The sequence below is a fragment of the Candidatus Kryptoniota bacterium genome (assembly GCA_036567965.1).
GTDB lineage: Bacteria > Bacteroidota > Ignavibacteria > Kryptoniales > JAKASW01 > JAKASW01.
The window spans coordinates 110,068-123,445 of the sequence record DATCTN010000030.1 but is presented as its reverse complement, the minus strand read 5'-3'; the positions used below and the strand labels follow the sequence as shown (position 1 = coordinate 123,445).

At 50.5% G+C, this 13,378-nt stretch carries 10 protein-coding genes and 2 tRNA genes; 5 read left to right on the top strand and 7 right to left on the bottom strand.

Features of this window, described 5'->3' with window-relative positions; genetic code table 11:
• Positions 1 to 29: 29 nt before the first annotated feature.
• From rnr to VIS48_14155, 6 genes are all read right to left on the bottom strand, one after another.
• Positions 30 to 2,174, bottom strand: a complete 2,145-nt coding sequence (gene rnr / locus VIS48_14180) for a ribonuclease R (protein HEY9167298.1) — start codon at positions 2,172 to 2,174, stop codon at positions 30 to 32.
• Complete coding sequence (locus tag VIS48_14175) at positions 2,149 to 3,681, bottom strand: N-acetylmuramoyl-L-alanine amidase (GenBank protein ID HEY9167297.1); 1,533 nt, start codon at positions 3,679 to 3,681, stop codon at positions 2,149 to 2,151. The genes rnr and VIS48_14175 overlap by 26 nt, the downstream gene beginning before the upstream one ends.
• Positions 3,678 to 4,544 (bottom strand): TIGR02757 family protein, encoded by an 867-nt coding sequence (locus tag VIS48_14170; GenBank protein HEY9167296.1) that lies wholly within the window; start codon positions 4,542 to 4,544, stop codon positions 3,678 to 3,680. Before VIS48_14170 ends, VIS48_14175 begins: the two co-directional genes overlap by 4 nt.
• A 45-nt stretch (positions 4,545 to 4,589) precedes the next feature.
• Positions 4,590 to 4,663 (bottom strand) — tRNA-Pro (locus VIS48_14165).
• Between the two features lie 21 nt (positions 4,664 to 4,684).
• Positions 4,685 to 4,954, bottom strand: a complete 270-nt coding sequence (locus tag VIS48_14160) for a GIY-YIG nuclease family protein (GenBank protein HEY9167295.1) — start codon at positions 4,952 to 4,954, stop codon at positions 4,685 to 4,687.
• Positions 4,955 to 5,198: 244 nt separating this feature from the next.
• Positions 5,199 to 5,573: a MerR family transcriptional regulator gene (locus VIS48_14155; protein ID HEY9167294.1), complete on the bottom strand. Its 375-nt coding sequence runs from the start codon at positions 5,571 to 5,573 to the stop codon at positions 5,199 to 5,201.
• A 181-nt stretch (positions 5,574 to 5,754) separates the two neighbouring features.
• Here VIS48_14155 and VIS48_14150 point away from each other — a divergent pair.
• From VIS48_14150 to VIS48_14130, 5 genes are all read left to right on the top strand, one after another.
• Positions 5,755 to 5,831, top strand: a tRNA-Arg gene (locus VIS48_14150).
• A gap of 145 nt (positions 5,832 to 5,976) precedes the next feature.
• Positions 5,977 to 7,089 carry an efflux RND transporter periplasmic adaptor subunit gene (locus VIS48_14145; protein HEY9167293.1) on the top strand — a complete coding sequence of 371 codons (1,113 nt, stop codon included), beginning with the start codon at positions 5,977 to 5,979 and terminating at the stop codon, positions 7,087 to 7,089.
• Positions 7,090 to 7,098: 9 nt separating this feature from the next.
• Positions 7,099 to 8,334, top strand: a complete 1,236-nt coding sequence (locus VIS48_14140; protein ID HEY9167292.1) for an ABC transporter permease — start codon at positions 7,099 to 7,101, stop codon at positions 8,332 to 8,334.
• A 24-nt stretch (positions 8,335 to 8,358) separates the two neighbouring features.
• Positions 8,359 to 9,600: an ABC transporter permease gene (locus VIS48_14135; protein ID HEY9167291.1), complete on the top strand. Its 1,242-nt coding sequence runs from the start codon at positions 8,359 to 8,361 to the stop codon at positions 9,598 to 9,600.
• Between the two features lie 167 nt (positions 9,601 to 9,767).
• The gene (locus VIS48_14130; protein ID HEY9167290.1) at positions 9,768 to 10,979 is read left to right on the top strand and encodes an NAD(P)-dependent oxidoreductase; all 1,212 of its coding nucleotides are present in this window, start codon (positions 9,768 to 9,770) and stop codon (positions 10,977 to 10,979) included.
• A 57-nt stretch (positions 10,980 to 11,036) separates the two neighbouring features.
• Here VIS48_14130 and VIS48_14125 read toward each other — a convergent pair whose 3' ends face one another.
• On the bottom strand, positions 11,037 to 13,373 hold the full coding sequence (locus tag VIS48_14125; protein HEY9167289.1) for a glycoside hydrolase family 3 N-terminal domain-containing protein: 2,337 nt from the start codon (positions 13,371 to 13,373) through the stop codon (positions 11,037 to 11,039).
• Positions 13,374 to 13,378: the final 5 nt, after the last annotated feature.

Sequence of the window (13,378 nt, the reverse complement as noted above, 5' to 3'; positions counted from 1 at the left end):
CCGAAAGTCGTTCTTCAAATGAACGGGTTTCAGCAAAGCGAGAAATCTATCTCGTGTCGTTCCATGTTAACCCTGAGAACCCTCACACGCACCCGGTCACCAAGCTGGTAAACTTTTCCCGTCCTGCTTCCCTTCAACTTGAACTGACCTTGAACGAATGTGAAGTAATCGTCCATTTCTCTCACGTGGACCAACCCTTCGACCAGCACTTCATCCACTTCGACGAACATCCCGAAGTTCGTTACGCCGGCCACTGTGCCCTCATATTCGTCGCCGATGTGTCCCATCATGTACTGGGTCTGCTTGATCTTCACCGATTCACGTTCCGCCTCGACGGCACGTCTTTCCGCGTCGCTAGAAGAACTTGACACTTCGGCCACCAGCTTTTTCGTCGATTTAAGATCCGGAATTTGCGCCCCTGTCTCATAAGCGTGGAGAAGACGGTGAACGATCAGATCCGGATAGCGCCGGATTGGAGACGTGAAGTGCGTATAGTATTTGAATGCCAACCCGTAATGTCCGATGTTCTTCTCCGAATAAATTGCCTTCGCCATCGAGCGGAGCATGATGTCGTTGATCAGATATTCCTCGGGTTTTCCTTCGACCGACTGAAGCAGTTTCTGGAGCTGCTTCTGATTCACAGTCCCGTCGTAATCCAATTTATATCCAAAGTGCGATACAAAAACTGCCAGCTCTTTTATCCTCGCGGGATCGGGCAAATCGTGCACCCGGTAAATGAAGGGTCTGGCTTTCACACCCTGACGGCCGATGTGTGACGCGACCGTTTTATTTGCCAGGAGCATAAATTCTTCAACCAGCCTGTGACTATCGAGTCGCTGCTTCTTTATAATCTCGACCGGCCTCCCCATTTCATCGAAGACGAATTTTGCCTCCGGAAGATCGAAGTCAATACTCCCGGCTTTGCTCCGAATTTTTGTGAGAGTGTGCGCGAGACTGTTCATCTTCAGAATAATATCTGCGTGATCACCGCGACCGCTTTCGATTATCTTCTGGACTTCCTCGTACGTGAACCTCCGCTTACTCCGTATGACAGACTTCGCAAATTTGTACTCGGTGACTTTGCCGGCCGGCGTAATTTGCATTATGACCGAGTAGGTCAGTCTGTCGACGTCAGGATTCAGGCTGCAAATATTATTTGAAAGACGGTGAGGAAGCATGGGGATTACGCCGTTCGTCAGATACACGCTGGTACCCCTGTTGTACGCCTCATTGTCGAGCGCGCTTCCCGCTCTGACATAATGACTCACGTCAGCAATGTGGACTCCCAGCTCGAACAAGTCAGCCGAGATTTCTTTCAACGAGACCGCGTCGTCAAAATCGCGAGCGTCTTCGGGATCTATCGTGATTACGGTCTCATGTCTAAAGTCGAGCCGGTGTTCCAGTTCTGTTTCGGATATTCTGTCCGCAATCCTCTCCGACTCGTCCTCGACTTCTTTCGGGAAATCCTTTCTGAGATTGAACTGCGCGGCTATGCTGTTCAACTCGACATTTGGATCTCCGGCTCTACCGAGCACAGTGAGAACTTCTGCAGAGTAGCCCGCGTGCCTGTCGACTATCAGTCTCGCGACGACTTTACTTCCCTCTCGCGCGTTATTCAGCTTCTTCCTGGGGATATCGATCTCAGACGGAAAATTCCTGTCGCGAGTGACCAGCCTGAAATGTCCGCCGACTTGCTGGACTGTCCCGACGACTCGCAGCTCCTCCCGTTCGAGGACTTCCGTAACCCTGACGACAAGGAGCTTTCCCGATCCGCCTACAATCTTGACTCGAACTCTGTCTCCGGGATTCGCATCGCCCAGTCCGCCGGGCGTCACGGCGAATTGCATTTTCACTTCTTCGCCCAGGGTCGATTCTTCAGGATAGAAAAGGATGTTGCCGCCTTTGTCCAGAACGAGTCTTCCCGGCGGAATGTCGACCTGTTCGCCGGAGCCGAGCTTACGCCTCCCCGATTGCTGCACCGACCCTTTAGCCTCGAGGGCGCGCAGGGCTTGCTTGAACCTTGCGTACTCGTGTTCAGAGGTGTATCCGAGTAACTTCGCAAGCTGGCGCTTCTTAAATGTGGCGACAGGGTTTCGTTTCAGGAACCCCTTAATTTCATTCTGGATGTCTTCGATCTTCCCGCGTGATTTAGTTTTGCGTGAAGTTCTTTTCATACTCCTCCTTGAACTGGACGATTGCATTCGAGATTCCCCTAGCTATTGCCTGCTGGCCTGCCTTACTTTTGAGATATCGCGCCTCCCTAATATTCGATATATATCCGCTCTCGACAAGCACTGCGGGCATCGAAGCTCCGATCAAAACTATAAATCCCGCCTGGTTCACTCCATCATCCGCGACATTTGCGACGGAAGAAACGTTGTCCTCAATCAATTGAGCGAACTGTTCCGAATATTTCACATACGCACTGTGTGCCATCGTGGTGAGGATCATATTGTCGGCATCATAAGTCTGGTACTTCTTCTCATAATCGTTTTCATACTTGATCGCGGCGTTTTCTTGTGCTGCAATACGAATGGCTTCGTCGGTTTTTCCAGGCCTGAGGAAATAAGTCTCCAGTCCGTTCGGAGAACTCGGCTTGCGGGGCATGGAGTTGCAATGAATGCTGACGAACAGTTTTCCGCCTGAATCGTTTGCGATCTCGCCTCGCTTGTCGAGCTCTACAAACTCATCGTCGTCCCTTGTCATGACGACCTTCACCTTGGGGAGCCGGACGTTAATGGCCTTCTTTAAAGCCTTCGCAATTGCCAGCGTGACATCCTTTTCCTGTACACCGCTTATGCCGATCGCACCCGGATCTTTTCCACCATGGCCGGGATCAATGACTATCACATCCAGCTTCCAGTTCTTCTTCTCCTCCTCAAGCCGGTGCTTGAGCTCCTCGGAGAATATTTTCTCGACATCAGCTTGCATATACAGGGCTACCGAAACAGAGTTCGTCGTGCTATCGATGTAAATCTGGTGCGAGGAATAATTGTGGGTCAACTTGAAGCTCAGCTGCACCGAGTTGGGATTCTGGATTGCAAGCACGCCGGAATAAACCTGGGTCGACGGAAGCGCACTCAGCTTTTGAGTGTCGACTCTTGCTGGCATAAGAGTCACATACAGCATATTGTCCTGCCCGATTGCTGCCTCATAGGCTTTCGGCAATTCTTTCATTCCAATCTCGATCACTGCGCCGTTGGCCTTTTCTTCTGACTGAATGCCCAGAATTGTCGGCGGGGCAAGAACCGTAGATGAGTAGCTGAAACCGGCGGCACTCTCGTCGAATGCGAGGGTACCCGGAAGTATTGCCGACAAGTACTGACTTGCATATTTCCCGGCGATATATAGCTTACCGTTTGCAGAAAGGACCGGCACGGGGAGCTGATAAGTTTTCGATTCACCGCCTGTCGACACGACGATGAAACTATTATTGGGAGTCAGGAGGACGCTGCCGGAATCCGAATAAACGCTTACTTTCCCGGTGGATTGCAGACCGAAAGTCCTCAAGCCTAATCCTTTCGCTAAATCGGCAACTGACACGTATGCATGGTTCAAATCCACAAAGCCGCCGATATATGAAATGTTCGAGTCAGCCTTCAGAGTCATTACCTTCGGCTGTGCGAATGCGGAACTTGCCGCACATATCGAAAGAATGAGCAAAAGTTTTAGATTAGTCATTCTGATTTCGATCCTTTTCTCAGTTCCATTCCGAAAAGGAATAGCGGCACATCGTACTTAACCGGGTCTGCCGGATCGAGCCGCTTCAATTGGTCCGTGATTTCTACGGCAGTTTTCCAATTATCCGTTTTCCGTTTCGTCAGTCCGAGCTTCCTCGAAGCTCTGGAGACATTCACATCAAGCGGTATGATGAGCCGATCGGTACCCAGCCACGAATAAAACCCGAAGTCGATGTCGTCGCTCCGAGTCATCCATCTCAGGAACATGTTCATCCGCTTGCATGCACTTCCCTGATTCGGGCTTGCGAGAAGTGATCGTGAGCGCGGGGTCAATTCACCTCCGAGCAAAGAAGCTACGGGATACGCCTTCATTTTCTCAAGCAGCCCTGTAAGGATGTGAAAAGACGCGTCCGGCTCGCCGTCCAGATTCGATCGAAGCGCGTCCTCGATGGTCCCGAATTCAGAGAGTATATTCTTCATTGCTAGAAGTATTTGTACCACATCCTTCGCGATGATGTTCTTGTAAGCGAACTGCACATGACCTTTCAATTCCGAGAGCATCTCGTTGAGATCAAACGACCTGATAGTTTGAGACGGCGAGTCGCCAAGCTGCGTGAAGATTCTGTCAAGCGATCTGAGTATTGCGTAGCGAGGACCGATGGCAAACATCGCCGCAATAAAGGCGGCGACCTCAATGTCATCTCTTCTGGCGAACTTTTTTGGAAAACTTATCGGGTCGAAGAGGTAAAAGTCGGCACGTAATGACTTCACACGTTCCGATTCGTATATTTCCTGAAGGCGGTCCAACCTTCTCAATTCTTCATCGACTCCCGACATTTGACAAGTTACGAGAGACTTGAACACAACAAAATACGCCTCCGAAGAGGCGTATTAAATATTGTCCGCTTGTCGGAACGGCGGGATTCGAACCCGCGACCCCTACCACCCCAAGGTAGTGCGCTACCGGGCTGCGCCACGTTCCGGTGTTCAACTGCAGCTCCAATTTACACAATTCCTTCTCCGCTATCAATCTCATCCACTATTTTCTTCTTCTCCCGATACCCCTTTGCACTTTTCAAATACATCTCTCGTCGGAATGCTTCCCCTTTCGTTTCATACTCTTCCCGGTACACTAACTTCAGTGGCTTTCTCTTCTGGGTCGATTTCACCTTCCCCGAGTTGTGCGCTCTCAATCGTTTCTCCATGTCTGCTGTATGACCGATATAATATCGACCATCTTTCAGGCTCTGCAGTATGTAGACTACGTAATTCATTGGTTTGGATTTTCACCCCAAGGTAGTGACCGCAGGTTCCCTTCGGGACGCTACCAGGCTGCGCCACGTTCCGGTGTTCAACTTCGAAATCAATTTAATGAATTGCGCACGATCTAACAACCGTTCCACAACGGCCGGAGAATGATCACGCTTCCTGAGACGATCGTTTGCAACTGGATTGCGATGTGGAGTGACAATCAGACAGCATCTCCACACGACTGGAGCTGCGAATAAAGATTTGTCGTCAGTCCCTGTTGGAAAGTTTTCGAACGAGTTCATCCAAGAAGGTCCGTACCTCAATCAATGTCTGCTTGTAGTCGGGAGCTCTATCCTTTCTGTCCGTGGACTCAGCAGTCTCCTCCGCGGTCCCGTTGGATCTTGCACTTAGGACTTTTTTTGCGCCCTCAATAGTGAAACCCTCTTCACGGACGAGACGCTTGATTTCGAAGATCAGACTTATGTCCCGGTTGGTGTATATCCGATTCCCGGCTCTATTCTTTGCCGGATTCAATTCAGGAAATTGAGATTCCCAATAGCGCAAAACATGTTGTTCAAGCCCCGTGATGCGACTAACCTCAGAGATTGAATAGTAAAGCTTCTTGAACTCGAAGTCCTTCATCTGGCGAAATTATAATACATTATACAAATATTTGCAAATCTTTGTTAAGTGAACAGCGTAAGCTTTTAATCCCACAAAAAAGATCGCGGTGCCGATGGGGAGTAGTGCCCACACCAGAATAAACTAGATCTCAAAAACGTGAAATTTGCAATTCGAATGGATCATCGATAAATTTGTGTAGGCGCCTGTAGCTCAATTGGATAGAGCAACAGACTTCGGATCTGTGGGTTGGGGGTTCGAGTCCCTCCAGGCGCGCCAATAGCGAATCTCCTCATCAGTAATTTCTTCCTGAACGAGTCACTGCTGGCCAAAGCGCCCTTCCAAAGAAATCGGCTTTTTGCGAAACCAATAGATGTTTCAGTCGTAGCGTTCATAAACCACAAGAAAGCAGAGGGCATGCGAAATGGCCAATAAACGAAAGACCAGGAAGAAAAAGATAATCATAACGTTCGCAGTCCTGGTAGTGCTCGCGGTCGTGGCACTGATCGCGGCAAAATCGAAGGATGGCGGAGGCGGCGATACAATCGCTAGTGTAACCGTGGCCAAGGGGACAATTCAGGAAAAAGCCCTCGCAATCGGAACCATCGAGCCCGAAAACGAGATTTCCATCAAGTCACGAGTCAGCGGCGTTATAAAAGTCCTTTACGTCGAAGTGGGTGCGTTCGTTCACGCTGGTGACCCGCTCCTCGAAGTCAAGCCCGATCCGACGCCGGGGGAACTTGCTGATGCGAAGAGACAGCTTGAGCTGGCCGTTGTAGACTATGATAATACCAAGAAGGATCTGGGCAGACAGGATTCCTTACACAGGCGGGCTCTGATATCGGAAAGGGATTTTGACAACTCTCTCGTATCATATAAGCAATCAGAATTGCGTCTCAAGATAGCCCGGGACAATCTAGACCTGATACAAAACGGAAGAGTAACAATAGACAACACTAAGATTGAGTCAATTATATACGCGCCGATCGACGGATATGTCCTAACTCGAGCTGTGGAGGTTGGTGACCCCGTCACGCCACTCACTTCCTACCAGGAAGGAACCGTCTTGATGAAAATGGCAAACATGAGTCAGCTCGTCTTCAAGGGAACAGTGGACGAGATTGATGTCGGCAAACTTCGCGAAGGGATGCCGGCGGAGCTTAGGGTTGGAGCTCTTCCCGGCGACACGATACCAGGGAGACTTTCAAAGATATGGCTGGAAGCCGAGAAAAAGGAAAATGCATCGGTGTTCCCGATCGAGATCGCAATTTCGAACACAAAGAACATTACGCTTAGAGCTGGCTACTCTGCCAATGCAGACGTCATAATCCAGAAGAAGACCGGAATACTTTACATACCGGAAAGGGTTGTTACCTTCAGGAATGACTCCTCGATTGTAAAGCTCTCTCTCCCCGACGGCAAGTCAAAAGAGCTCGCCATCAAGACCGGGCTGAGCGATGCCATAAACATCGAAGTGGTATCAGGACTTAAAGAAGGCGACAAGCTCCTCGAAAAACCCGTCGTCAAGATCAATTAAAGATCTGTCATGACGGCATTTATAAGTTTCTTCTCCGAGTTTTTCGCTGATCTTCGCGCACAAAAAATGCGCGCGTTCCTCACGATGTTCGGGATCATCTGGGGAACGGTAACTGTCATAGTTCTCATTTCTTTCGGCCTTGGCTTCAAGAAGCAGTCGATGATGAACATGCACGGGATGGGTGAAAGCATCTCGGTGATGTTTCCAAACCGGACAACGAAACCGTTCCAGGGTTTTGGTATCGGCAGGGAGATCCACTTAACTGAAGAGGCCGCGTCGATAGTGACGGCGAAGGTACGCGACATCCAGTCCATTTGTCCTGAGTACATCAAGATGGGAACGCCGATCAGGTATGGAATCAATATTACCAACCCTGGAATAACGGGTATCTACCCCATATACAGTGAAATGAGAAATATTATTCCTGTCCAAGGCGGAAGATTCATAGACACACTGGACGTTGCAGATCGGAAACGAGTCGCGGTACTCGGCAATGAAGTGAAGAATTACCTTTTCGGGGAAACGGACGCACTCGGGCGTATCGTCTTTGTGGGTCAGACACCATTCACCGTCATTGGGGTCATGCAACCGAAAAACCAAAACTCGTCGTACTACATGCAGGATCAGGACCGCATATTCATTCCGGCACCGACTTTTACCGCGATGTTCGGAACGCCATACATAACTGATCTTATTTACAAAGCGGCAGACCCTGCTAAGACTGACGAGGTGGAGGTAGAGGTTCGTGCAGCACTTGGAGAGAAATATCGCTTCGACCCCGCCGACAAGGACGCAATCTTCATCTGGAACACTGCGGATTTTGAGAAGATACTTCTCTACATCACGATAGGATTCACCCTTTTTCTGGGCATCATCGGAAGCTTCACTCTTGGCGTTGCCGGACTTGGAGTCGCAAACATAATGTTCATCGTTGTCCGGGAGCGTGTGAAGGAGATAGGGGTGAAGCGGGCTGTCGGCGCCAAGAAATCGACGATACTCCTTCAGTTCTTTGCGGAGACTTTCATGATCGTTGGACTGGGCGCTGCGGTCGGGTTTCTAATAGGATGGGGAATCGTCTCTGCCTTACAACTGATACCGATAAAGCAGTACGTCGGTACTCCCGAGATTTCCCTTCCTGTCGTCATAGCTACAATTTCAATTCTGGCGGTGATTGGATTATCCGCAGGTATGATGCCTGCTCGTCGTGCGGCTAATCTCGATGTCGTTGAATGCTTGAGGGACTAGATGAATTCAGGGAGACTCTAATCGATGGTAGGTGAGTTAATCAAAGAGTTCTTTCGCGATATGGGGAGCCACAAGCTCCGGACAGCGCTTACACTGATCGCGATCACCTGGGGAACGATGTCCGTCGTTCTCCTGCTTGCATTCGGATCCGGCTTCGGCGCAGCGATGAGGAACGGCATGGTGAACGCGTGGAACAGAGTCCTTATCGTGTACGGCGGCGAGACGGGAAAAGTGTACCAGGGCCTCCCGAAAGGCCGCGGCATCAACCTGGAGGAGAGCGACGTCGATCTCCTAAGGGCGACGATTCCAAACATAGTCATGAGCAGTCCGCAGTACAGGAAGAACGCTGAACTGTTCTACGGAAAAACAAGGCTCACAACAGAGTGTGAAGGTGCCGGACCCGATTTCGAAATCATGCGCGCAATGTATCCAGATCCGGGAGGAAGATTTATAGACGCCCACGACATCAAGTTCCAGCAGCGAAGTCTGTTCCTGGGCTATGAAATTGCCGGAGATCTCTTTAAGAGCGAAAACCCGATAGGAAAAACCGTCGCGCTGGACAATGTGCCTTTCACAGTTGTCGGAATTATGGAGAAGAAGCTTCAAACATCAATGAACAACGGCCCCGATTCCAGACGCGCTGTAATTCCGTATTCGACTTTCAGGATGATCTATGGGTATGAACATATAAACACAATCCTTCTGAAAGCACCCAGCCCGGGAATGCAGACACAAATGATGAGTGAGATACGCGAGGTCCTGGGCAAGAAATATAGATTTGATCCTACCGATGAACGTGCTATCGGCATATTTGATACGATGATGATCGACGAGATTATTCAGAAGGTTACCCTCGGCGTGAAAATATTCCTCGGGATCGTTGGATTCTTTACCCTGATGATAGCAGGAGTCGGCGTGGCAAATGTAATGTATGTCGTCGTGAAAGAACGTACGAGAGAGATCGGGATCATGATGGCTGTAGGAGCAAGAAGGGTTTACATCCTTTCGCAGTTCATCTTCGAAGCTCTTATCATTTCTCTGCTCGGCGGGACAAGCGGCTTGCTTCTATCTTGGGGGATCGTCGCTGGGGCAGGAATGCTTGACACAAGCAGCGGACCAATGCAGTTCCTGGGGAGACCTCTCCTTTCAATCGGAATCATGCTCTTCACTGTCCTCGTGCTTACCACCATAGGTTTGTTCGCGGGCGTGTTCCCGGCGCGTCGCGCAGCGAGTGTTGATCCCGTGGAATCCTTAAGATATGAATAGACCTTAACACTCAAGCATTCCCTTTATCCGCCGAAACAATAATTCGCTTTGAATTTTACTCCCGCACCTTCTAACTTTTCCCTGTCCAAAATCCCGCATTGAGGAGATGCACCAGACGAACCGGTGAAGTACGAAAGACGATTTCAAGAGCTAAGGAGACCCCTGTCATGAAAGTCTTAATCGCAGACAAACTGTCCGATAAAACCGTTGCTACGCTGAAGGACCTCGGCGCTGAAGTTGAAGTGAACGCCGATCTATCAGCCGAAGACCTTCCGGGTGCGATAGGTAACTCGGATGTATTGGTCGTGAGATCCACCAGAGTATTGCCCAGGACTATCGAGGCCGGGAAAAACCTTTCATTGATCGTTCGCGCCGGTGCCGGAGTAAACACTATCGATCTCGCTGCGGCAAACTCCCGTGGGATCTACGTATCGAACTGCCCGGGCAAGAACACTGAGGCGGTAGCTGAACTGGCAATCGGTCTCCTGATCGCTGCCGACAGGCAGATCGCAAATTCCACCAGAGACTTGAGATCAGGCTCATGGAAAAAGAAAGATTACGGGAAAGCAAAAGGACTCAAGGACAGAGTAATTGGTATAGTCGGGTTTGGCTCGATCGGCAAAGCTGTGGCGCGTCGTGCGCTCAGCCTCGACATGAAGGTGGTCATTTGGTCGAGAAGTATGACGAACGAGCTGGCAGAGAGCCTGAATGTCGAATGCATAAGTGACCTCAAAGATCTCGCCAGGATTTCCGACGCGGTGAGCATACATGTCGCATACGACAAGAACTCGACTCATCACCTGATCGATAAGACGTTTCTCGAGTCGATGAAGAACGGCGCGATACTAGTAAACACATCGAGGGGCGAGGTCGTCGACACGACCGCACTTAAGGATGCGATCAAATCGAAGAAACTCCGGGTGGGGCTTGACGTTTTTGAGCACGAACCCGCCGGCGGCGATGCGCAATTCGAAGACACAGAACTTGCCGGACTGGTAACGGCCACTCCCCACATCGGTGCCTCGACCGATCAGGCGTCTGAGGCAATCGCAGACGAAGTTGTGAACATCGTCAGGTCATTCAAGGAAAAGGGAGTGCCGCTCAATACCGTGAATATCCGGGCGAGGTCATCAGCGACTCAGTCACTTGTCGTCCGGCATTATAACAAAGTAGGGGTTCTGGCTGGAATCCTGGACAAGATAAAGGCAAGCGGTATAAACGTGGAGGAGATGACAAATATTATTTTCGACAATTCGAAAGCGGCGTGCTGCACGCTCCTCCTTGACGCTGCACCGTCGATAGAAATTATCGATCAGATGAAAAAAGATGGGAACATAATTGAAGTTGCCCTGAAACCGCTGACGAATCTCGAGAAGTGACTCCAGCTTCCATGAGAGTTCTGTCCTCAAATCAAAGCCGCTTGTAGAATCTTATGTCTATCTGAGGACAAATTCTCCGGTCAACTTCCCTTCTGAATTTCCTCCTACCGTGACGGTGAATTCGCCCGGTTCAATTTCCCATTTTCTGTCTGCGCCCCAAACCTCAAGATCTTTTAGTCTGATTGGAATGACGACTCTTCGCGCTTCGCCCGCGCGCAGATGAATTCGCTCGAAACCTTTCAATGCTTTTACCGGCGTTTCTACACTCGCGTATCTCTCCCGCACGTATGCCTGTACCACCTCGTCTCCGTCCAGCTTACCGTTGTTTGTCACACTAAATGAAACGATTACATCGCCGTCGCTTTCCAGGGAAGGAGCGAGAATGTCCAAACTGTCATATGAAAAAGTCGTGTAGCTCAGTCCATATCCGAACGGATACTGCGGTCCCACGTCACCGTCGATGTACTTTGCTATCTTCGAGGTGCCATAGTTATAGAAATCGGGGAGCTGTCCCACACTTCTAGGGAACGATATTGTGAGTTTTCCTGCCGGATTGTTGTCCCCAAAAAGAGTTTCCGCGATAGCCTTTCCGCCGAACTCACCGGGGTACCATGCCTCGAGAATTGCAGGTACATGTTCTGCGGCCCACGGGATTGTCAGAGGTCTGCCGTTCTGCAGAACCAACACTACAGGCACGCCAGCAGCGACCACAGCCTCAAGCAATTTTTCCTGATTGCCGGGGAGGTTCAATTCCGAACGGTCGCGGTTCTCACCGGAAATACGCGAGTTCTCTCCCAAGCCGAGGATCACAACTCGTGCTTTCTTTGCCTTCGCGACGGCATCCTCAATGTCGTTGCCATTTGAAAAAAGAATTGTCGTTCGCGACGAAACAATTTTCCTGACCTGCTCGAGGAGACTCTCTTCGATTCGATCACTAACAGGTCCAGAATAATCACCGAGTCGGGTACTATCTACATTAGGGCCGATAAGGGCGACGCAGTCGAGGTCCTTCCTCAAAGGAAGAAGGTGTCCACTGTTCTTGAGAAGGCACATAGACTCGCGTGCGACCTCGAGTGCAAGACGCAAATGATCAGGCGACCTGCTAACCCGACTGCTAAGGTTCACGTCGACGAAGGGATGGTCAAAGAGACCGAGCATGAACTTTGCCCGCAAAACTCGGCCGACCGCGCTGTCGAGAACTGGCCGCGGGAGTTTTCCGTCTCTAATTCCTTCGATTATAGCATTCTGGAAAAGATCGTGGGGGAAATCGTAGAACTGCATATCCACGCCGGATTTCATTGCGAGATATATGGCTTCCTGTCTTGTCGGCGCGACATAAAAGATATCATATAGTTGTCTGATTGCGCCGAGGTCCGACAGGACAAAACCTTTGAATCCCCACTCTTTCCTGAGCACGGAGTTTAAGAGCCACGGATTGTCTGTGCTTGGAACTCCGTCAATGCTGTTGTATGATGCCATTATCCCCATCGCGTGTCCCTCTCGCACCGCGGCTTCAAAAGATTTCAGCATGATGGTACGCACTTCCCTCTCGCCGGCATGAGTGGGAGCGATATTCAATCCGCTTTCGGGTGAACCGTATCCTGCGAAATGTTTCGGCTCCGCGATGCATGTTGAATCATCAGCAAGTGTGCTTCCCTGCATCCCTTCAACGTAGCCGACGGCTATTCTACCCGAAAGGAACGGATCTTCGCCGAAGTCCTCCTCGACCCGACCCCATCTCGGTTCACGCGCCACATCAAGAACCGGACCCAGAATCATGTCGACCCCATCGGCCCTCGCCTCGGAGGCGATGGCCGCGCCCGTTTCGTGTGCGAGGGAAGTGTCCCACGTCGTCGCGAGATTCACACTTTGAGGGAATACGGTTTTCAGCCGTCCCATGTAACCATGAAGACCTTCTTCGATGAATAACGCCGGTATGCCCAGCCGGTTAGAGTGAATTACCCAGGACTGCAAACTATCATAGAGTTCCGGAGCCGGATAAAGGTCGTGAATTGAGCCGACTCCAAGATTGCTCAGCACTGACTCTGCCTTTGATCGACTGAACTTTGCGCCTGGTTTCGCGTGATCTCGTTCGTCGAGTTGGTCCTTGTCGAGAAGGTCAGTCGCGCCTGAATACATGTCAAGCTGGCGCGCTTTCTCTTCAACAGTCATGCGTTCAAGGAGATCTCTTACACGCTCATCGACAGGTAGACTTTCGTTTCGATAAGGAAGTAGCTCTTGCGCGGTCGCGACAGAGTCCGGCTTCGCTTTGACTGGCCGACCCGGTCTCGTCAGCAGCGACGCGCTTCCGTAAGTCACCAGCACGAGCAAGAACACTGAAAGAACGAAAGCCAGTCTTGACGTCAGCCCAGGTTTGTAAAGATCAATACACATGTTAC

What these genes read in the sequence shown, in the direction of transcription:
- rnr (HEY9167298.1), bottom strand. Translation starts at nt 2,174, where the DNA reads ATGAAAAGAACTTCACGCAAAACTAAATCACGCGGGAAGATCGAAGAC.
- VIS48_14155 (HEY9167294.1), bottom strand. Translation starts at nt 5,573, where the DNA reads ATGAAGGACTTCGAGTTCAAGAAGCTTTACTATTCAATCTCTGAGGTT.
- VIS48_14130 (HEY9167290.1), top strand. Translation starts at nt 9,768, where the DNA reads ATGAAAGTCTTAATCGCAGACAAACTGTCCGATAAAACCGTTGCTACG.
- VIS48_14135 (HEY9167291.1), top strand. Translation starts at nt 8,359, where the DNA reads ATGGTAGGTGAGTTAATCAAAGAGTTCTTTCGCGATATGGGGAGCCAC.
- VIS48_14125 (HEY9167289.1), bottom strand. Translation starts at nt 13,373, where the DNA reads ATGTGTATTGATCTTTACAAACCTGGGCTGACGTCAAGACTGGCTTTC.
- VIS48_14140 (HEY9167292.1), top strand. Translation starts at nt 7,099, where the DNA reads ATGACGGCATTTATAAGTTTCTTCTCCGAGTTTTTCGCTGATCTTCGC.
- VIS48_14160 (HEY9167295.1), bottom strand. Translation starts at nt 4,954, where the DNA reads ATGAATTACGTAGTCTACATACTGCAGAGCCTGAAAGATGGTCGATAT.
- VIS48_14175 (HEY9167297.1), bottom strand. Translation starts at nt 3,681, where the DNA reads ATGACTAATCTAAAACTTTTGCTCATTCTTTCGATATGTGCGGCAAGT.
- VIS48_14145 (HEY9167293.1), top strand. Translation starts at nt 5,977, where the DNA reads ATGGCCAATAAACGAAAGACCAGGAAGAAAAAGATAATCATAACGTTC.